Here is a 19,746-nt window from a genome sequence, read left to right as displayed (position 1 = left end):
ACCCTCCCATGGGTAGCCTTCTACCATGGGCCTGAACATCAAGAGTGAACGCACCGTCGCGCTGGTACGTGAACTCGCGCGGCGCACTGGCACCAACCAGACGGCGGCCATCGAGGATGCGGTCGCACGCCGCCTCGAAGCGCTCGACCACGAGGACCAGGCGCGTGCTACCGCTCGTCAGTCCGCCGCTGACGAGGTACTCCGCGAGTTCGCCAGGCTGCTGAGCAAGAAGGACAAGCGCGCGATCGGTAAACGCGAGACTGAGATGTACGACGAGGCCGGTCTGCCGCGGTGATTGTCGATACGTCGGCGATCGTCGCCATCGCGCTTGGCGAACCCGACACCGACGCGCTCAAGGCGGCGCTCGTGCGCTCGACCGATTCCCGGATGTCCGCACCCAGTTACGTGGAGCTGTGCGCCGTCATGCAGCGCCGGGACCGGCCCGAGATCGGCCGGTTGGTCGACAGGTTGCTGGACGCCTATGGAATCCGGGTCGAGGCCTTCGATCGGGAACAGGCCCGCGTCGCCGCGCAGGCCTACCGCGACTACGGCCGCGGCAGCGGGCATCCCGCTCGGCTCAACCTCGGAGACACCTACAGCTACGCATTGGCTCATGTGACCGGCGAACCGCTGCTGTTTCGCGGCGACGATTTCACCCACACCGACATTCGTTCTGCCTGCTGATCTGCCCGCCCTCAAAGTTCCAGCGGCACATGCTTTTCCGCGCACGCGTCACGCACCGCCGTGATCACGTCCTGGGACCGCAGCACCTGCAGATCCTCGACCGTCACCGAACCCTTGGCGCTGCGGTGCTGTGCGGCCACCCGCGAATCCCGCAGCCGCTCGGCGCGCTCGACGACGTTGCGCGCGAAGCGCCCGTTGTGCATCACGTCGATGCCGTGCGTGCCGTCGGCGGCGCGATAAGCGCGCAGCGTCGCGCACGCGGCGTTCAGCGCGTCGGCGGCATCCGCCTCGATGATGGTGGCGCGCGGACCGCCGTAGCGCACCGCGATCTCAACCAGCTCGTCAGGAGAGTACGACTCGAAGCGCAGCTTGCGATTGAATCGGCCGGCCAAACCCGGGTTCACCGTGAGGAACTCATCGACCTCTTTCTCATATCCCGCGCCGACGAAGCAGAAGTCGAACCGGTGGACTTCCAGCGCGACCAGCAACTGGTTGACGGCTTCCATGCCGATCATGTCCGGGCGGCCGTCCTGATGACGCTCCACCAACGAGTAGAACTCGTCCATGAACAGAATGCGGCCCAGCGACCGGTTGATCAGCTCGTTGGTTTTGGGTCCGGACGCCCCGATGTGCTCGCCGCAGAAGTCCGCCCGCTTGACTTCGATGATCTCGGGGTGGCGCACGATGCCGAGACCGGCGTAGATCTTGCCCAAAGCTGCAGCGGTAGTGGTCTTTCCGGTACCGGGAGGTCCGACCAGCAGCATGTGATTGGTTTGGTTGGCCACCGGCAGCCCGGCCGCCAGCCGCAGCGCGCGCACCTCGATCTGGTCCTCCAGCTCGGCCACCGCGCGCTTGACTTCGGCCAACCCCACCTGGTTGTCCAGCAGCGCCCGACCCTGCACCAGCAGCTCGTTACGCCGCTCGGCGTGTTCGGCTTCGGTGCGCTGCTGGACCGATCGCTGGGTCTTGACGTCCCATTTATCCGTCCGGGTCCCGATCGCTTCCTCGTCGGTGACAACCAGTTGCAGACCGGTGTCGGCCAGTGCGCGCTTGGCCGACTCCATCAGCGCGCCGTTGATCGCCGCCTTGGACAGCCACACCTGCGCCTCATGCTCGTCGCCGAGCTGACGGTGCGCCATCCCCCGGATATAGGCCAAATCCGCTGCTATCAACGGGAACTCGGCGGAGTCTATCGCGGCTGCGGTGAGGCGGCGTCGCGTCTGCGACGGGCTCGCCTGGCCGCCGCTGCCGTGCACCTCGACCCGGTCGGCCCAATCCAGCGCGACCCGCGCCTGGCCCAGGTGTGCCGCGGCGTGCGCGGCCAGGGCGCAGGTCGCTGCCGTCACGGCCGACATGATGATGGCCTGCGGCGGCAGGATGGCCGCCGCGACGGAGATCACGTCCGGCCAGCGTTGCGTGGCGAACATCAGATAGGCCTCGATGTGCTGCTGCCATTGATGGTTTTCCCAGGTATCGAGCAACGACGAATCCGCCAGCAGCGCCTCGGCTTTGCCGTACTGCCGGTCGTCGACGAGCGCGCTCGCCAATGCCAAACCGGCATGCGATGCCTCGGTCACCGAGATCGACAGATACGGACCTGCTTTGATCGGCGCGGAAAGCCTCACACCGAGCCGGTTCGTCTCCCGGTGCAGTCGCGAACCGAACGTGTACAGCTGCTCTACGGTCGACAACGCTTCGTCACCGGCGGCGATCCGGCCGAGCCACGCGTCGGCCATCGACGGATCGATGTCGGTGGCTTCCAAAAACCGGGTTCTCGCGGCGGCAACGTCGTTGTCCAGCAACGTCATCGCCTGATCGAACCGTTTGCGTGCGGCGGCTGTGCTGGTGGCGCTGGTCATGGCGATTCCGCCAGCTCGAGTTCGCCACTTCGCAGGCTGGTCGGTTCGGTCGACACGTAGCGGTTCTCGGCGCGGAACAGTTCGATCTCGACGGTGTGCGTTCGACTACCGGTCACCACCTCAACCGTCGCCTGACCTTTCTGGGTGATCAGTACGTCGGCGGTCCCGCGGTGCGGCGCGTCCGGTTCGCCCACGGAGACAACGGTATTGGGGCGGGGCGCGGGCGTGACGGTGCCGTCCACGACACTGACGGTGGTGCCGGCTATCGGTTTGACCGAATCGGTGACTGCGACATCGGGCATTCGAACGCTGGCCCACCGTTCGACGTCGCGAGTGTGTACCGTGACCCGTTCACCGGCCCCGGCCAGCCGCACCACGATCCGCTTGGCCAGCACATCGTCGGCCGCGATGTGCACCCGGCTGAACTCACCGGGATCGCTCAGCGGGAACGCCATCCGGTTTCCGGCGCCGGCCTTGCCCAGCAGCACTCCCGATGGACCTATCGGGACGACGAGCGGATGCGTCAAGCGGCCGCGGCGGATCCCACCCAACACCGGCAGCGGGCCACATAGGTTGGCTGCGACGGCGTCGGCCTGCTCGCCCGGCAGTGTCTGCAGCATGGTGCTCGGTGGAGCGGTCGGGGGTTGGGCGCTGCATACCGTCAGGGTGGCCGCGGCGCTGCCGTCCCCGAAAAGGGTGATGTTCTGGGTGATTTGGTCGGCGCGCAGTGACCATGCCTGCGACAGCGCCGCCGCGGTGATCTCGGCGGGGCGATACCAGTAGGTGGTCAGCCACCCGCCGTCGCCGCGCACCGAATGCCAGCGGCGATTCGGCACTTCCAGGCCCGACCGGCCCAGTCTGCGTTCCAACTCGGCGATGTCGGTGGCGGTGGCCACCCTCGCCCGTATCCCCTGTTGACGCATCGCCGCGCTGATCCGCTGCGCGGCGGCCAGTGTCGCGGTTCCGATCGAGCAACGGTGCTGCAGCGCTTCCACATTGGCAAGCGCGGCGATCCGCACGATCACCCACGTTTCGCGCTGCCCGGCGTATGGCGGCGTGCCGATCAGCGTGTCGTAGACCCTGGGATAGTCTCCGGTGCTGCGCCGCCGGGCACCCGTGCTGACTATGCTCAGCGAATCAACCGACAGCCCAAGGCTTTGCCGCAACAGCGGTTGCAATGAGGCGATGTCGAGCGCGTTCTCGGTGTGAGTCGAAGTCGAACCGGTGAACAGCGTCGGGACGTGCGCCTTGCCCAGGAGTTGGATCGCTGCGACCGCCACGCCGTCCTGAAATCGGACCCCGCCGCCGGCGCGGTCATTGGCCACCGTGCGCGGCGGGGTCCAACGAATCGGCCGGTTTCGCCGCCACCACAGCAGGAGCCACGAGCAGGCGGTCCGACCCCGCCACCGAACGACGCTGACCGCGACCCCGATCAGCAAACCGGCTGCGGCGCCGCGATATCCGTCGACGGCGAGTCCGGCGACAGCGGCGGCGAAGACGCCGACGACGATGCTCAGTTTGGTCGTCGCGGTCATCGCTCGCGCCGTACCCGCGCGATCAGTGCCACCGCCGCGACCCCGACGATCACCGCGGCGGCGAAGATCAGCGCGACATCGCGAGCGCCGTGGTCGGGCGGCGGTGCAGGTGCCGCGGGGGTGACGATCCGGCTGTGCGCCGGGGACGGAAGCCTGTCTCCGGCAGGCACATCGAACGTCAGTGCGGCCACTGGGTCCACGACGCCGTATCCGACTTGATTGTCGACCCCCCGCGGCGGGTGATGTGCCGTCTGGATGATGCGGTTGACGATCTGGTGCGCGGACAAGGCGGGGTATTTCGCCCGCACCAACGCCGCGACGCCGCTGACATATGCCGCCGAGAAGCTGGTGCCCCAGATGGGCATGTTCTTCTCCCCCGCACGGATCGGCGGGTAGGCGTTGACCGGACCCCCGGTCTGCGGGGACAACCCCATGATGCCGACGCCGGGGGCCGCGGCCGCGACCCACGGACCGGCCAGGCTCTTGCTGATCGGTGCGCCCGTATTGTCCACGGCCCCAACCGATAACACGTAGTCGGAAAACCACGACGGTGAGGAGACGGTCTTGACCTGATGCCAGTCCCGCGGGTCTGACACGCTCAACGGATCGAACGACGGGTTCTGTGCACAACCGTCCTCGCTGTCGTTGCCCGCCGCGGCGACGATCAGCGCGTCCTTGACGGTGGCTGCGTACCAGACGGCGGCGCCGAGAGCGGCCTGGTCCATCGGATCGGCCGCCGAAACGCACGACGTCACACTGATATTGACGACCTTGGCGCCCATGTTGGCGGCGTGCACGATGGCCCGAGCCAACGTCGCGATCGAACCCGCCTTCTTGCGCACCTCCGAGTCCCCGGGTCCGGGGTTCACCGGTTCGTAGGCGCGCGACGACTGCCGGATGGAGATGACCACCGCGTGCGGTGCGACGCCCACGACCCCGTCCGGGGCGCCAGGCGCTGGACCGGGAACCTCCGGGACGTCGGTGTTCCCGGTGCCCGGATCTCCTGGCCCGTTGGCAGGTTCGTCGGGCGGGGGTGGCGGCGGAGGCACCGGTTTGGTCTCGGTGACCGTGACGGGAGTGGGCGGCGGCGGTGCAGCCGGTGGCGGTGGCGGCCCCCCGGGCGGGGCCGGCGCGGAGTCGACTGCCGGCGGCCCGGCCGGAGCTGCAAACGCTGGGGCGCTCGGCATCGGCGCCGGCATCGGACTGCCTTGCGGCGCAGCGCCGATGACCGAAGCGACGACGGTCCCGTGCGCATCGCAGTCCATCAGCCCGTCACCGCTCATGATGTAGTCGCCGCCGGCGACGACCCGAAGCCGCGGACTGGGATTGATGCCGGTGTCGATGATCGCCACCGGAACCCCGTTGCCGGTCGAGTACTGCCAGGCTTTGCTGACATTGAGCATCGTGAAGCCCGGGGCGGTGACCGAGACGTTCGGGTCGGCCACCGTGATGGTCCGAGCACACATGTTGCTCTGCCGCATCGGTTGGTCCGGCCCCGGCCTGCCGTCTGCCGGCACCCGTCCGGGATCGATCACGGGAGGTGGAACCGCCTGTGCGGCAAGAGGGTTGATGAATACGGTCAACACGAACAAAGTCAGGGTCAACGCGCCGAGTCGGCGGACGGCGCTAGCTCGCTGACTCATCGCATGCGCACCCAGGTGAACAGGCCACCGATCCAGGCAGCCAGCGGGAAGGCGGCGATGATCGCGACGATCTCCAGCCATTCGGCGGCCATCCGCACCAGGGGCGTGAACTTGGTGATCGGCACCAGCAGCGCCGCCAACAGCCCGGCGCCGGCGAAGGCCGCCAGCAGCACCGCCGCCGAGGCCAATGCTTCTCCGGACGACACCGGTTCGTGCACCACGTATTTGACGACCCCGACGCAGGTGGCGACCGCGGCACCGACCACCAGGGCGACCGCCTGCCGTTTGTCGGCGAAGGCCCGGCCCCGGCTGACGAAGATCGTCACGAACAATCCGGCGAGCACCGCGGCCGCCGTGCCCCGGTCGCGGCCGGGCATCAGGGTCGCCCACACCGCGAACGGCAGCGTCGAGCCCGCCCCCACACAGATCCCGGTGAGCACATCGTTGGCTCGTATCGCCGCCGTCGCGATCTGCGCACCGCGCGGGGTGGGGTCGGGATCGACGTCCTCTTCGGCACTTTCGCTTACCGGGGTGACCGCGTCGACCGGCATCCCGTCTCTGCGCCGAAACAGGTCTCGCCCGGTGATCGAGCCGAAATGCGGTGGCCGGATCCGGGCGACCCACAGCGCGATCGTCGGCGCCAGGGTCAGCAGCAGCAGCAAAGCCACCAGGGTGCACATCCCCAGCCACTGAGGCGGGACCGGCCACCACATCCGGACCGCCGACACCGTGGCGCCGACCGCGCTCAGGGTCACCACGGCCGCTGCGGCGTCGACATGGCGTTGGGTCGCCGCGGCGACTCCGCACGTCAACACCGCAGTCGCCAACGCGGTGATGAAAAGATGCGGCGCAGCGAGCTTGCCCGGTGCACTGCTACCCAGCGCCACCGCGAGCAGCGGCACCGCCAGCCAGCCCAACCCGTCGAGCATGTCGCTGCGGTGCGGCCACCAACGCCACACCGCCGCGGCGCCGCCTGCGACCACCACTGCCGTCCCGGCGGTGACGACAGCGGGCAGTAGCGAGTCCTGCGAGAGGCGTTGCCGCACAGCCAATCCCAGTACCGTGAGCGCGACCATCGCCACGATCGCCAGCGCGGTGTGCGCGGCGGTCTGTGCGGTGACCGGCTCGAAGAGTCTCTTGCCGACCCGCGCGAGGCCGGTGGACAGCGACTCGTACTGCGGCTCGAACGACTCGCCCTCGACGGCGGGCACCAACGTCAGGGTCGCGCCGTCCTCCACACCGAGTTCGTCGAGGGTCTTGGTGACGTCGAGGCGCACCCCGTTGGCCTTGTGCAGTTCGTATCCGACGCCCGCTGCCAGTCCGGGCACACCCCGGCGCTTGAGTTCGTCGTTGAGCAGTTCGACGATGTTGTCGATGAAGACCTCGATGGGAACCGAGGCCGGGTACACCTGTGAGAGCAGGTGCTCACCGCAGACGACGGCGACCGCACAGCGGGCAGGAAACGAAACCTTTGCCATTAACGCGGCCTGTCGGCGTCCGGAATGTACTTGTCGGCCAGTGCCGCGGCGATCTCGAACAGGCGCAGTCGCGTCTTCTTCTTCAGTTCGTGCCGGGTGTCGATGATGCCGCCCTTGGCCAGATAGGGGTCATAGGGCATGAATTCGACCGTCGCCCCGGATTGTTTGAACCGTTCGGTGAGGTATGCGCGGGCGTCCGGGTCGTACTTGTTGCGACTGTCGTTGAGGACGACGGTGCTTCGGGACACCAATTCGTGGTAACCCATCGACCGCAGCAGGTCGATCGCGCGCGTCACCGGCAGCGAGGTGTCCGCGGTCAGGCCCGAGACGAACACCAACGCGTCGCAGGCGTCCAGAACCGCCTTCATCACCGGGTGTTCGAGGTCGTCGGAGGTGTCCACCACGATCACGGTGTGGGTACGGCGCAGCCGCGACAGCACGCCGGTGAACATCGAGGGAACCAGCGGCCGCGGTTGATCCGAGGCTCGGTTGCCGGCCAACACGTCGAGCCCGATGCTGTTCTGTCCCAAGTGCTCTCGGATGTCGGCGTAGCCCTGGACGTCGGTGTCGTTCAGCACCGCCGAGTAGTCACCGGGTGGGGATTCGTCGATCCGGCCGGCCAGCGTCCCGAATCCGGGTGCGGCGTCGATGGCGACGACGTTGTCGGGCCGGCACTCCCGGAAGACACCGCCGATGCACGCGGTCATAGTGGTTTTGCCGACGCCGCCCTTGCCCGAGACGACCCCGATCACGTACTGCTTGCGGATGTGCCGGCGGATCCGGTCCTGCAGTTCCCGGTAGTGCCGTTCGGCCGGGGACTCGCCGAGGTTGATCGTGCGAAAGGAGATGTTGTGCAAGAACTTTCGCCAGCCCGATCCGGGTGGGATTCGGCGCGGGGCCACCATGTCGGAGATTCGCAGAGTGCCCGAGACGGACTCCTGATGCTGATAGCGCACCGGGGGTGCCCCGACCTGTTCCGCCGAATTCGACGTTGCGTTCCACGAATTCGTCACGACGCCACCACTAACACTTGAGTAATACCTCTCGATCACACGACTTTTCGGTACGAAAACCATTCCTGCTCGGCCGGCAGCCGCCGCACCATCTGGCTGACCGCCGCGGCGATGTTGCTCGTCGTCCCGGGCGCGATGATCATCCACTTCCGTCCGCCGGATTCGACCTCTTCGGCGAGCAATCGCCCGTCGGGGGTATCGATGATCGTCACCGCGCTTGCCTCGATGTGCGTTCTCAGGGATCGGCCGCCGGCCACCCCGGACTGGATCGCCACAACCGAGGCCCGGGCGGACTGGTCCGGATCCGCGGCGAGTGTCAGGCCTTTCAGCTGATCTGCTTCGAGCTTCTGTTCGGTCAGGAAACGGTTCAGGGCAGCGCTGTCGGTGGACGCCGCGCGCAAGGCGTCCGCGTCGAGGGTGACCGGCCGCAACGCCGCCGGGGCGTTCTGACCGCACAACCGCTCGATCTGTGCCTCGAGCACCGCGCTCGCCGAACCTTCCGCGCTGGCGGTGCCGGCGCCGCTGATGCGGATCAGGTCCGCGGAGCGTTCGATGACGACCCACCACTGGGCGAACCGGGCCAGTAGCGCGGTTGCGGGTTCGTCCTGATCGGGCGTGCGAATCTGGATGAACAACGCGATGTCGCGCCGGGACAACACGGTCAGCCATTCGACGACGGCGCTGTCCACCGCGCCCGTCTGGTCGATCACCCCGACGTCGCGCAACTCGGCCGTGACGGGGTGTTGCAGTGCCAGCAGCCGGGATTCCACGCTGGGCAGGTGGGGTCGCAGCCCCAGCTCGGGGGCGATGGTCTCGATGCCGGTGAGCACCTGCAGGGCCCAGAGACCGTCGAGGGTGGTGGTTAACACGGTGTTCCTTGATATAGGCCCGGGGCGCACGCATCGCATGCGCCCCGGGCCGATCAATGTGGCTAGGTGAACAAATTGCCCATCTGGGCGTCGGTTGCCTGGGCCATCTCGTCGACGCTGTGGACGGTGTGGGCGTGGCGGCTGACGGTCTGGATCATGTCCTCCAGCCCGTGCAGCATTTGCTGCTGGGCATCGAAGAAGGCGGTGGCGCCGTGCCCTTGGAAGAAGTCGCCCAGCGCCTGGGTGAGGTTCAGGACGTCGCTGTGGATTTCCATCAGTTGGGCGGCCTGCGACCCGACTTCACCGGCGAAGCCGATGACGGCGCCGTGGTTGTAGACAATGTGATCTGCCATGACGGTTGGTTCCTTACTCGAGAATGGTCAGCGGATTGGACTCGTCGGACGAAATGCCTAGACCGCTTGGGTCCCTCCGCCGAACACGCCGTTGAGGTTGTGCGCCGCGTCGGCTTCGTGGTTTTCCATCAGAACTGCCGCTTGGCCCAGGCCGTGCGCCAACCGCTGACCGCCCGTCATGATCTGTTGCAGGTCGTGGTGGATCTGACCCGCGGTGTTCAACGAGGTGTTGCCGGCGTCGCCGGCCCAACCCGTGCCGCTGATGATGTTCTCGTGCCCGCTCAGGTACTGGTTGGCGATCGCGGCCGCCTCCTGCAATCGCGCTTCGATACGCTGCTGCGTGCTGCGCAGTAACTCTGGAGTGACAACGGTTGCGTTTGCCATATTTACGTCTCCCTCAATTATTTGGACTCGCCGAGCCAGGGTCTGCGTAAAACTAGACCAGCTGCCCCCGGCTGTCACTTCACCCGTTGCCAGGCATTATGCGGGCGGAACAGGCTGTTTAGTGCACACCAGAATGGACCTTGTGTCAAACGGCGGACATATGCCGAGAATAGTTAGCTGTGCTCACAGGCATTGAAATTAAAGGGTGCCCGCGCCGTCGGCGGTGCCGTCGCCGTCGGTGTCGGTGAGCCGGACATTCCAGCGGCCGTCGCCGTCGGTGTCGACGTATCCGGTGACGCCGGTCGGGCCGGTGCACAGCACCTGGTCGGCCAGCCCGTCGCCGTCGGAATCGAAGAGTCGGTCATCGGGCTGGCCCTGCCCGTCGAAGTCGACCAGCGGACCGCCGGTGTGTTCGACGCCGTCGAGTCCGAACCATCGCAGCTGGCCGCCGCGGTCGACGGCGACCGCCCAGGTGCCGGTTCCGTCGTCGACGAAATAGCTTTCCGGCGTGCCGTCGTTGTCGACGTCCAGTACGGCGTGGTCGGCGATACCGTCACCGTCGAGATCCACCAGCGCGTCGTCGCGCATTCCGTCGCCGTCCAGATCCAGTCCGAGTGCGTCGAACAGGCCGTCACCGTCGAGGTCGAGATCCGGTGGGCGATTCCAGATCGCGGCGGCGCCGTCGTCACCGCTCAGGCAGTACTCCACGATGGTTTCGACGCAAGGTCGGCGCGGGCGGTTCCCTCGATTTGGTCAGGCTTCGATCGTGGGGGCGAGTGCTGAGCGCACAATTTGGCGGTCGACAGTCACGATGGCCAGATTCCGCCGGATGGCTTGGGAAACGAGCACTCGATCAAACGGATCTTGGTGATCCCAGGACAACCCCCCGGCCAAGATTGCGTCATCGGCCCCGATGGCCAGCTCGGTGGCTCGCAGATCCGCGACGACGTCGTTCCAAGCTGACAGCAGCACTTGGCCGGCCAGACGGCCCGCCCGCGTCTTGATCGCAATCTCCCATGCCGACGCGGCGGAGATCAGTACCTCTGTTTGGGGATCGCGCAGGAGCTCTCGGGTCGAACTCTTGACCCTCTGGGGCGCGCTGAGTAGCCGCAGCAGCACGTGAGTGTCCAGCAGAACACGCACCGCAGCGATCACAAGCTTCCTTCCCACCGGGCGATCTCGGACTCTGGCAACGGATCATCGAAGTTGTCCGGCACCTCGAGCATGGGCAGTTGACCGAACTTCCGCGGCACCGGATTCACCGGGGACAAGACAGCGACCGGTTGGCCATGGCTGGTGATCGTGACAGACACGCCCGTGCGCTGCACTTCACTCAAAAGCGCGTTGAGGCGCGCTTTGGCCTCCGTGCTGGAGACGGTCTTCATACGGGCCACGATATCGAGATCGGACTAGTACGACTAGTCCGATTAGTGCTGGCGCGCCTTCCACCAGGACAGCAGTTCCTCGGTCGCCTCGTCGTTGGACAGCGGCCCGCGGTCCAGCCGCAGCTCCTTGAGGAACCGCCACGCCTCCCCCACCTGCGGGCCGGCCGGGATGTCGAGCAGCCGCATGATCTCGTTGCCGTCCAGGTCCGGGCGCACCCGGTCCAGGTCCTCCTGGGCGGCCAGCTCGGCGATGCGCTCCTCGAGCCGGTCGTACGACGCGCGCAGCCGGGCGGCGCGGCGCTTGTTGCGGGTGGTGCAGTCCGCCCGCACCAGCTTGTGCAGCCGCGGCAGCAGCGGACCGGCGTCGGTGACGTAACGACGCACCGCCGAATCGGTCCACTTTCCCTCGCCGTAGCCGTGGAACCGCAGGTGCAGGAACACCAGCTGCGACACGTCCTCGACCATCTGCTTGGAATACTTCAGCGCCCGCATCCGCTTGCGGACCATCTTGGCGCCGACCACCTCGTGGTGGTGGAAGCTCACGCCGCCGTTGGCCTCATGGCGGCGGGTGGCCGGCTTGCCGATGTCGTGCAGCAGCGCGGCCCAGCGCAGCACCAGGTCGGGGCCGTCGACTTCGAGTTCGATGGCCTGGCGCAGCACGGTCAGCGAATGCTGGTAGACGTCCTTGTGCTGGTGATGCTCGTCGATGGCCATCTGCATGCCGCCGATCTCGGGCAGTACCACCGCACCCATCCCGGACTGCACCAGCAGCTCGATCCCGGCGACCGGATGCGCGCCGAGCAGCATTTTGTCCAGTTCGGCGGCCACCCGCTCGGCGCTGATCCGCGCCAGCTGCGGCGCCATCTCCTCGATGGCCGCCAGCACCCGCGGCGCGACGGTGAACCCGAGCTGGGAGACGAACCGGGCGGCGCGCAGCATCCGCAGCGGGTCGTCGCCGAAGGACACCTCCGGGGACGACGGGGTGTCCAGCACTCGGGCGCGCAGCGCTGCCAGTCCGTTGAGCGGATCGAGGAACTCTCCCGCACCCGTCGGCGTGACACGAACTGCCATGGCGTTGACGGTGAAGTCGCGCCGGACCAGGTCGTCTTCCAGGCGATCGCCGAATTGCACCTCCGGATTGCGCGACACCTGGTCGTAGGTGTCGGCGCGGAAGGTGGTGATCTCGAGTCGGTGCTCGCCTTTGCCCACCCCGACAGTGCCGAACTCGATGCCGGTGTCCCACAGCGCATCGGCCAGCGGCCGCACGATCTTCTGGATCTGTTCGGGGCGGGCGTCGGTGGTGAAGTCCAGATCCGGGCTCAACCGCCCCAGCAGCGCGTCGCGCACCGAACCGCCGACCAGGTACAGCTGGTGACCGGCGCTGCCGAACGCGGAGCCCAGTTCGCCGAGCACCGCGGCGTGCTGGTGCAGCGCGACCGCGGCGGCGGTCAGCAGTTCGGCATCCTGGGCGGGTTCGGCCACGTTCGGTCAGCCTAGTCGGACGACGATGCGGGCCGTCGTGCAGCGTGGAGTGTGCAGTGACGGCTTTGCGGGTGTAACCAGGGCGGAAAAGTCGCCGAATCTTCGCCCTGGACTCACCCGCAAAACCGTGGGTTCACACTCTTTGCCGGGCCGGCCGCACCTGATGCGAGTGGCCCACGTCACGAAGAGGGCCGTCCCCGACCGGCAACGACCCGGCCCCCCGGACGGCGAGTGAGTCCAGAACACCCACGTCGGCCAGCTAATATCGCTTGAATGTCGGAGGGCGAACAGGCCAGACCGCGCAGGCGCCGGGGCCGGCGTCGCGGTCGTGGCGGCGCGCGTCCGGCCGAGAACACCGCGGACACTCCAGCGCCCGACGCTGCGCCCAGCCCGGCGACCGCGGCAAAGCGCCGCGTCCGGCGCGGCCCCGACCGGATGCGTACCGTGCACGAGACGTCGGCCGGAGGCCTGGTCATCGACGGAATCGACGGCCCGCGTGACGAGCAGGTTGCCGCACTGATCGGTCGGGTCGATCGTCGCGGCCGGATGTTGTGGTCGCTGCCCAAGGGGCACATCGAGCTCGGCGAAACCGCCGAGCAGACCGCGATCCGTGAAGTTGCCGAGGAGACGGGTATCCGGGGCAGCGTGTTGGCCGCCCTGGGGCGCATCGACTACTGGTTCGTCACCGACGGCCGCCGGGTGCACAAGACCGTGCACCACTATCTGATGCGGTTCCTGGGCGGAGAGCTCTCCGACGAAGACCTGGAGGTCGCCGAGGTGGCGTGGGTGCCCATTCACGAGCTGCCGTCCCGGCTCGCCTACGCCGACGAACGCAAACTGGCCGAGGTCGCCGACGAACTGATCGGCAAGCTGCAGAGCGACGGCGAGGAGGCGCTGCCGCCGCTGCCGCCGAGCTCGCCGCGCAGACGCCCGCAGACACACTCGCGCACCCGTCACGCCAACGACTCCGCTCCGGGCCGGAAGAACGGTCACGGGCAGGGGCCGTGATCGCGCCACGACTTCGGTGGGCCAAGTTGGTGCGTCTCGCCGCGGTGACGGGCATCGTGGCCGGATTCGGCATGGCGCTCACCGCTCCCCCGCCCGCCAATGCCGGTGAACCCGCCCCGACCCCGTTCGTGCAGGTACGCATCGACCAGGTGACCCCGGACATCGTGACCACCTCCAGCGATCCCGTCGTCACCGTCAGCGGCATGGTGACCAACATCGGTGACCGGCCGGTGCACGACGTGATGGTCCGGCTCGAGCACGCCGGCGCCGTCACCTCCTCGTCCGCGCTGCGCACCTCCCTGGACGGCAACACCGACCAGTACGAGCCGGCCGCCGACTTCCTCACGGTCTCCCCCGAACTGCAGCGCGGGCAGCAGGCCGGATTCAGCCTGTCCGCCCCGCTGCGGTCGCTGACCGGTCCGTCGCTGGAAATCGACAAGCCCGGCATCTTCCCCGTGCTGGTCAACGTCAACGGGACACCCGACTACGGCGCGCCGGCGCGCCTGGACAATGCCCGGTTCCTGTTGCCAGTGGTGGGTGTTCCGCCCGACAAGGCCGGTGACATCGCCGCGGCCGTGGCACCCGAAACCGGCAAGCCGGTGTGGATGACCATGCTGTGGCCGTTGGCCGACCGCCCCCGGCTGGCTCCCGGCGTGCCCGGCGGCACCATCCCGGTACGCCTGGTCGACGACGAGCTGGCCGGGTCGCTGGCCCCCGGGGGACGGCTGGACACCCTGCTGTCCGCGGCCGAGCTGGCGACCAGCCGCGACATCGATCCCGACGGCGCGGTGGGGCGCGCGTTGTGCTTGGCCGTCGATCCCGACCTGCTCGTCACCGTCAACGCGATGACCGCGGGCTACGTGGTGTCCAATTCACCCGACGGCCCGGCCCAACAGCCGGGCAAACCGACGCATCCGGGCACCGGCCAGACCCCGGCGAACCTGTGGCTGAACCGGTTGCGCGCGTTGGCGCACCGCACCTGTGTGGTGCCGTTGCCCTACGCCCAGGCCGACCTGGACGCCCTGGCGCGGGTCAACAATCCCAGCCTCAACACCACCGCCACAGTCAGCACCGGCGACATCGTCGACCGCATCCTGGACGTCGCTTCGGTCCGGGGCGCCACCGTGCTGCCCGACGGCCCACTCACCAGCCGCGCGGTCAGCCTGCTCGACGCCAACGACAGCACCGTCGCGGTAGCGGCCGCGGACTTCCCGCCGCAGGACGCCGCCACCGCGACCGGCAGCGCCGAGATCACACCGCGGCGGCTGTCCACCCGGGTGGTGACGGCACCGTTCGACCCGGCCATCGGCGCCGCGCTGGCCGCGGCCGGCACCAACCCGGTGATGCCCACCTACCTGGACCCGTCGCTGGCGGTGCGCATCAACCACGACTCGGTCACCGCACGCCGCCAGGACGCGCTGGGCGCGATGCTGTGGCGCGGCTTGTCCCCCGACGCCGCGCCGCGCACCCAGATCCTGGTGCCACCGGCGTCGTGGACGCTGCAAGGCGACGACGCGCAGCTGATCCTGACCGCGCTGGCCACCGCCGTCCATTCCGGGCTGGCCGTGCCGCGCCCGCTGCCGGCGCTGGTCGCCGAGGCCGCGGCGCACACCGAGCCACCGCAGCTACCCGGTGCCTACAACTCGGCGCGGGGCCGCTTCAGCGACGAGGTCACCGCGCAGATCGCCGGACAGGTCGGCCGGCTGTCCAAACTGACCTCGGCGATGATGACCGACGACCGCACCGGACTCACCGGGGAGCAGTACACCGCGCCGCTGCGCGAGGACATGCTGCGCTCGTTGAGCCAGTCGATGCCGCCCGACACCCGCAACGGCTTGGCCCAACAGCGGTTGGCGGTGGTGGGCACCACGATCAACGACTTCTTCGGCGCGGTGACGATCGTCAACCCCAGCGGCTCCTACACGCTGGCCACCGAGCACAGTCCGCTGCCGTTGGCGCTGCACAACGGACTCGCGGTGCCGGTCCGGGTGCGATTGCAGGTCGACGCCCCGCCCGGCATGACGGTCACCGACGTGGGGCAAATCGAACTGCCGCCCGGATATCTGCCGCTGCGCGTGCCGGTCGAAGTCAACTTCACCCAGCGGGTGGCCGTCGACGTCGGACTGCGCACCCCGGACGGAGCGGCGCTCGGCGAGCCGGTGCGGTTGTCGGTGCACTCCAACGCCTACGGCAAGGTGCTGTTCGCGATCACCCTCACCGCGGCGGCGGTGCTGGTGGCGTTGGCCGGACGGCGGTTGTGGCACCGCTTCCGCGGCCAGCCCGACCGCGCCGACCTGGATCGGCCCGATCCGCCCGCCCACGGCCGGTCCGTCGAGCAGCACCGGGCAACCGAACGTCGGGCTCACGAAGAGCATCGCGTATGAACCCCGCACCCCGGCGGGTGCAACCACGGCCGCACCGGCCGTCGCAGCGTCCGCCGCTCTCCCAGCCCCGGTCTCCCGTGCCGCCGCCCGGCCTGCCGCCCCGCCCCGGCTGGACCCCGCAGCAACCACCCGCCGGACAGCCGCGCCGTCGACCCGAACTTTCCGACGCCGCGCTGGTGAAGCGGTCCTGGGGGATGGCGTTCGCGACGCTGATCAGCCGTCTTACCGGTTTCGCCCGGATCGTGCTGTTGGCCGCGATCCTGGGTGCGGCCCTGTCCAGTTCCTTCTCGGTCGCCAATCAGCTGCCCAACCTGGTCGCCGCGCTCGTCTTGGAGGCGACGTTCACCGCGATCTTCGTGCCGGTGCTGGCCCGCGCCGAGCAGGACGACCCCGACGGCGGCGCGGCCTTCATGCGGCGGCTGGTCACCCTGGCCACCACCTTGCTGCTGTTGGCCACCGCGCTGTCGGTACTGGCCGCGCCGCTCCTGGTCCGACTGATGCTGGGCCGCAATCCCGAGGTCAACGAATCCCTCACCACCGCGTTCGCCTACCTGCTGCTGCCTCAGGTGCTGGTCTACGGCCTGTCGTCGGTGTTCATGGCGATCCTGAACACCCGCAACATCTTCGGGCCACCGGCCTGGGCGCCCGTCGTCAACAATGTCGTCGCGATCGCCACCTTGGGTGTCTACCTGCTGGTCCCCGGTGAGCTGTCCGTCGACCCCGTCGAGATGGGCAACGCCAAGCTGTTGGTCCTGGGCGTCGGCACCAGCCTGGGGGTGTTCGCGCAGACCGCGGTGTTGCTGGTGGCGATCCGGCGCCAGCGCATCAGCCTGCGCCCGCTGTGGGGAATCGACGAGCGGCTCAAACGCTTCGGCACCATGGCCGCCGCGATGGTGCTCTACGTGCTGATCAGCCAGCTCGGGCTGGTCGTCGGCAACCAGATCGCCAGCACCTCGGCCGCCTCCGGTCCGGCGATCTACAACTACACCTGGCTGGTGCTGATGCTGCCGTTCGGCATGATCGGCGTGACGGTGCTGACGGTGGTGATGCCGCGGCTGAGCCGCAACGCCGCCGCCGACGACATCCCGGCGGTGCTGGCCGACCTGTCGTTGGCGACCCGGCTGACCATGATCACCCTCATTCCCGCGGTCGCGTTCATGACCGTCGGCGGCTCGGCGATGGGCAGCGCACTGTTCGCCTATGGGCATTTCGGTCAGGTCGACGCCGGTTACCTGGGCGCCGCGATCGCGCTGTCGGCGTTCACGCTGATCCCCTACGCGTTGGTGCTGCTGCAGCTGCGGGTGTTCTACGCCCGCGAGCAACCGTGGACGCCGATCGTCATCATTGTCGTCATCACCGCGGTCAAGATCGCGGGCTCGCTCTCCGTACCGCATCTGACCAGCAACCCGCAACTGGTCGCCGGGTATCTCGGAACCGCCAACGGCCTCGGCTTCCTCGCCGGGGCGCTGGTCGGTCACCTGTTGCTGCGCCGCAGCCTGCGGCCGAAGGGCGGCCGGCTGATCGGCCTGGCCGAAGTGCGGACCATCCTGGTGACGATTTCGGCATCGCTGCTGGCCGGGCTGATCGCCCACGTCGCCGACCGGCTGCTGGGACTGGACCGGCTGACCGCGCACGGCGGCATGGCGTCGCTGCTGCGCCTGTTCGCCCTGGCGGCCATCATGGTGCCGATCCTGGCCGCGGTGATGCTCGGCGCCCGGATCCCGGAGGCCCGCGCCGCCCTCGATCTGATTCGGCGCCGGCTGGGACGTCCCGGGCCTCAGCCGCCGCCGGCCAAGGCGACGGTGTCGTCCGAGCGCCCGCCGGTCACGTACCCTGAGCAAAGAAATCCGTCCCTGCCGAGGGGAAATGCGGTCCCGGAACCCATCCGGCGCAGACCTGGCGGGGCCGGCCTGGCGAAAGGACTGGGGGTGACCGACCGCACTTCGGACAGCGCCTCGGCCGGTGCCTCGCCCACCTCGAAGGCCGGTCAAGAACAGCCGCCGCGAGCCGACGACTTCCAGCCCGACATTCCGCCGGGTCACGACCGCAGTGCACCGCGCGACCAGGTCAACGGTGGCCCGCCTGCCGAGACGCGGGGGCCGATCCCGTTCGACGCGCCCCGAGAGCGCGGACCCGAACCGGCGGCGCCGCAGGACGACTCCCACCTGGTGCCCGGGGGGCGGATCGCCAACGGCCGCTACCGCCTGCTGATCTCGCACGGCGGCATACCGCCGCTGCATTTCTGGCAGGCGCTGGACACCGCCCTGGACCGCCAGGTCGCGCTCACGTTCGTCGATCCCGAGGGTGCGCTGCCCGACGAGGTGCTGCAGGAAATCCTGTCGCGCACGCTGCGGCTGAGCCGGATCGACAAGCCGGGCATCGCCCGCGTCCTGGACGTCGTCCACACCAAAACCGGCGGCCTGGTGGTCGCCGAGTGGATCCGCGGGGGCTCCCTACAGGAAGTCGCGGACACCTCGCCGTCGCCGGTCGGCGCGATCCGGGCGATGCAGTCGCTGGCGGCCGCCGCCGACGCCGCGCACCGCGCCGGTGTCGCGCTGTCCTTGGACCACCCGAGCCGGGTGCGGGTCAGCATCGACGGCGACGTGGTGCTGGCCTACCCGGCCACCATGCCCGACGCCAACCCGCAGGACGATATCCGCGGGATAGGCGCCGCCCTGTATGCCCTGCTGGTCAACCGGTGGCCGCTGCCGGAGACCGGGGTGCGCAGCGGGTTGGCCCCAGCCGAACGCGACGCCGGCGGCCAGCCCGTCGAACCGACCGTCGTCGACCGTGACATCCCGTTCCAGATTTCCGCCGTCGCCGTGCGCTCGGTCCAGGAGGACGGCGGAATACGAAGCGCCTCAACGCTTTTGAACCTACTTCAACAGGCCACCGCGGTCGCCGACCGCACCGAGGTGATCAGTCCGATCGACGATGTGCCCGCGCCCACCTCCCCGCGCCGCGCCGCAGCCGAGCGCGGCGGCGAAGTCTACTCCCGCCGCCGCCGCAACCTGCTGATCGGGCTGGGCGCCGGTGCGGCGGTGCTGCTGGTCGCGCTGCTGGTGCTGGCGTCGGTGGTGAGCAAGATCTTCGGCGACGTCGGCAGCGGGCTCAAGGGCGATCAGCTCGGGCTGAACAACCCGTCGTCCTCGTCGGCTTCGGAATCCCCCGGCCCTGCCGCACCGTCGGGCAGCACCGTCAAACCCACCAAGGCGACCGTTTTCTCCCCCGAAGGTGACGCCGACGCCGCCGCCGACGCCGGGAACGCGATCGACGGCAATCCGGCCACCTCGTGGCAGACCGACCCGTACACCGACTCGGTGCCGTTCCCCAACTTCAAGAACGGGGTCGGATTGCTGCTGCAGCTACCCAAACCCACCGTCGTCGGCACCGTGACGATCGACATCTCCAGCACCGGGACGAAGGTCGAGATCCGCTCCTCGGCCTCGCCGAACCCGTCGAAGCTCAGCGACACCACCGTGTTGACGCCGGCCACCGCACTCAAGCCCGGCCACAACACCATTCAGGTCAAGGCGTCCGCCCCGACCTCGAACCTGCTGGTGTGGATCTCCACGCTGGGCACCACCGACGGCAAGAACCAGGCCGCGATCTCCGAAATCACCATCCAAGCCGCTTCCTGAAGTGCCCGGCCGCCGCCGTTCGGCTACG

At 68.7% G+C, this 19,746-nt stretch carries 17 protein-coding genes; 5 read left to right on the top strand and 12 right to left on the bottom strand.

The genetic code is table 11. The features are described 5' to 3' along the window. Positions 1-25 precede the first annotated feature (25 nt). Positions 26-295, top strand: coding sequence for a type II toxin-antitoxin system VapB family antitoxin (locus AC5Y47_RS06210; protein WP_499943038.1), 270 nt, complete (start codon positions 26-28; stop codon positions 293-295). Further along, positions 292-684 (top strand): type II toxin-antitoxin system VapC family toxin, encoded by a 393-nt coding sequence (locus AC5Y47_RS06205; protein WP_499943037.1) that lies wholly within the window; start codon positions 292-294, stop codon positions 682-684. Before AC5Y47_RS06210 ends, AC5Y47_RS06205 begins: the two co-directional genes overlap by 4 nt. A gap of 11 nt (positions 685-695) precedes the next feature. Here AC5Y47_RS06205 and eccA read toward each other — a convergent pair whose 3' ends face one another. The 12 genes from eccA to AC5Y47_RS06145 all read right to left on the bottom strand — a co-directional run bounded on the left by eccA (position 696) and on the right by AC5Y47_RS06145 (position 12,685). Continuing rightward, positions 696-2,543, bottom strand: a complete 1,848-nt coding sequence (eccA, locus tag AC5Y47_RS06200; RefSeq protein WP_499943036.1) for a type VII secretion AAA-ATPase EccA — start codon at positions 2,541-2,543, stop codon at positions 696-698. Continuing rightward, a complete protein-coding gene (eccE, locus tag AC5Y47_RS06195) occupies positions 2,540-4,078 on the bottom strand; it encodes a type VII secretion protein EccE (RefSeq protein WP_499943035.1) in 1,539 nt (512 codons plus the stop codon). Before eccE ends, eccA begins: the two co-directional genes overlap by 4 nt. After that, the gene (gene mycP, locus AC5Y47_RS06190) at positions 4,075-5,721 is read right to left on the bottom strand and encodes a type VII secretion-associated serine protease mycosin (protein ID WP_499943034.1); all 1,647 of its coding nucleotides are present in this window, start codon (positions 5,719-5,721) and stop codon (positions 4,075-4,077) included. Before mycP ends, eccE begins: the two co-directional genes overlap by 4 nt. Then, positions 5,718-7,199: a type VII secretion integral membrane protein EccD gene (gene eccD / locus AC5Y47_RS06185; RefSeq protein WP_499943033.1), complete on the bottom strand. Its 1,482-nt coding sequence runs from the start codon at positions 7,197-7,199 to the stop codon at positions 5,718-5,720. The genes mycP and eccD overlap by 4 nt, the downstream gene beginning before the upstream one ends. After that, positions 7,199-8,212 (bottom strand): MinD/ParA family ATP-binding protein, encoded by a 1,014-nt coding sequence (locus AC5Y47_RS06180; RefSeq protein ID WP_499943032.1) that lies wholly within the window; start codon positions 8,210-8,212, stop codon positions 7,199-7,201. Before AC5Y47_RS06180 ends, eccD begins: the two co-directional genes overlap by 1 nt. Positions 8,213-8,247: 35 nt before the next feature. Beyond that, a complete protein-coding gene (locus AC5Y47_RS06175) occupies positions 8,248-9,081 on the bottom strand; it encodes an ESX secretion-associated protein EspG (RefSeq protein WP_499943031.1) in 834 nt (277 codons plus the stop codon). A 62-nt stretch (positions 9,082-9,143) separates the two neighbouring features. Next, positions 9,144-9,434 (bottom strand): WXG100 family type VII secretion target, encoded by a 291-nt coding sequence (locus AC5Y47_RS06170; protein WP_499943030.1) that lies wholly within the window; start codon positions 9,432-9,434, stop codon positions 9,144-9,146. A gap of 57 nt (positions 9,435-9,491) precedes the next feature. Next, the gene (locus AC5Y47_RS06165; protein ID WP_499943029.1) at positions 9,492-9,818 is read right to left on the bottom strand and encodes a WXG100 family type VII secretion target; all 327 of its coding nucleotides are present in this window, start codon (positions 9,816-9,818) and stop codon (positions 9,492-9,494) included. 198 nt (positions 9,819-10,016) lie between these two features. Continuing rightward, positions 10,017-10,526, bottom strand: coding sequence for a pullulanase (locus AC5Y47_RS06160; RefSeq protein WP_499943028.1), 510 nt, complete (start codon positions 10,524-10,526; stop codon positions 10,017-10,019). 45 nt (positions 10,527-10,571) lie between these two features. Further along, entirely contained in the window at positions 10,572-10,973 is a 402-nt protein-coding gene (locus AC5Y47_RS06155) for a type II toxin-antitoxin system VapC family toxin (RefSeq protein ID WP_499943027.1), read from the bottom strand. Continuing rightward, positions 10,970-11,203: a type II toxin-antitoxin system Phd/YefM family antitoxin gene (locus tag AC5Y47_RS06150; protein WP_499943026.1), complete on the bottom strand. Its 234-nt coding sequence runs from the start codon at positions 11,201-11,203 to the stop codon at positions 10,970-10,972. The genes AC5Y47_RS06155 and AC5Y47_RS06150 overlap by 4 nt, the downstream gene beginning before the upstream one ends. Before the next feature lie 42 nt (positions 11,204-11,245). Next, on the bottom strand, positions 11,246-12,685 hold the full coding sequence (locus tag AC5Y47_RS06145; RefSeq protein ID WP_499943025.1) for a CCA tRNA nucleotidyltransferase: 1,440 nt from the start codon (positions 12,683-12,685) through the stop codon (positions 11,246-11,248). 273 nt (positions 12,686-12,958) lie between these two features. Here AC5Y47_RS06145 and AC5Y47_RS06140 point away from each other — a divergent pair, with 273 nt between their 5' ends. Genes AC5Y47_RS06140 through murJ form a run of 3 tightly spaced genes read left to right on the top strand, consistent with a single transcriptional unit; the run spans position 12,959 to position 19,718 of the window. Continuing rightward, entirely contained in the window at positions 12,959-13,693 is a 735-nt protein-coding gene (locus tag AC5Y47_RS06140) for an NUDIX hydrolase (RefSeq protein ID WP_499943024.1), read from the top strand. Next, the gene (locus AC5Y47_RS06135; RefSeq protein ID WP_499943023.1) at positions 13,690-16,077 is read left to right on the top strand and encodes a DUF6049 family protein; all 2,388 of its coding nucleotides are present in this window, start codon (positions 13,690-13,692) and stop codon (positions 16,075-16,077) included. Before AC5Y47_RS06140 ends, AC5Y47_RS06135 begins: the two co-directional genes overlap by 4 nt. Beyond that, the gene (gene murJ, locus AC5Y47_RS06130; protein ID WP_499943022.1) at positions 16,074-19,718 is read left to right on the top strand and encodes a murein biosynthesis integral membrane protein MurJ; all 3,645 of its coding nucleotides are present in this window, start codon (positions 16,074-16,076) and stop codon (positions 19,716-19,718) included. The genes AC5Y47_RS06135 and murJ overlap by 4 nt, the downstream gene beginning before the upstream one ends. Positions 19,719-19,746 lie beyond the last annotated feature (28 nt).

Source organism: Mycobacterium sp. NGS22, from assembly GCF_059813095.1.
The sequence above is the reverse complement of the archived record's forward strand: the minus strand, read 5'-3'. Positions and strand labels throughout refer to the sequence as shown.

Bases quoted from the DNA above. Each gene is read 5' to 3' on its own strand.
- AC5Y47_RS06210 (WP_499943038.1), top strand. From the start codon at position 26: ATGGGCCTGAACATCAAGAGTGAACGCACCGTCGCGCTGGTACGTGAA.
- eccE (WP_499943035.1), bottom strand. From the start codon at position 4,078: ATGACCGCGACGACCAAACTGAGCATCGTCGTCGGCGTCTTCGCCGCC.
- murJ (WP_499943022.1), top strand. From the start codon at position 16,074: ATGAACCCCGCACCCCGGCGGGTGCAACCACGGCCGCACCGGCCGTCG.
- AC5Y47_RS06140 (WP_499943024.1), top strand. From the start codon at position 12,959: ATGTCGGAGGGCGAACAGGCCAGACCGCGCAGGCGCCGGGGCCGGCGT.
- AC5Y47_RS06170 (WP_499943030.1), bottom strand. From the start codon at position 9,434: ATGGCAGATCACATTGTCTACAACCACGGCGCCGTCATCGGCTTCGCC.
- mycP (WP_499943034.1), bottom strand. From the start codon at position 5,721: ATGAGTCAGCGAGCTAGCGCCGTCCGCCGACTCGGCGCGTTGACCCTG.
- eccA (WP_499943036.1), bottom strand. From the start codon at position 2,543: ATGACCAGCGCCACCAGCACAGCCGCCGCACGCAAACGGTTCGATCAG.
- eccD (WP_499943033.1), bottom strand. From the start codon at position 7,199: ATGGCAAAGGTTTCGTTTCCTGCCCGCTGTGCGGTCGCCGTCGTCTGC.
- AC5Y47_RS06150 (WP_499943026.1), bottom strand. From the start codon at position 11,203: ATGAAGACCGTCTCCAGCACGGAGGCCAAAGCGCGCCTCAACGCGCTT.
- AC5Y47_RS06165 (WP_499943029.1), bottom strand. From the start codon at position 9,818: ATGGCAAACGCAACCGTTGTCACTCCAGAGTTACTGCGCAGCACGCAG.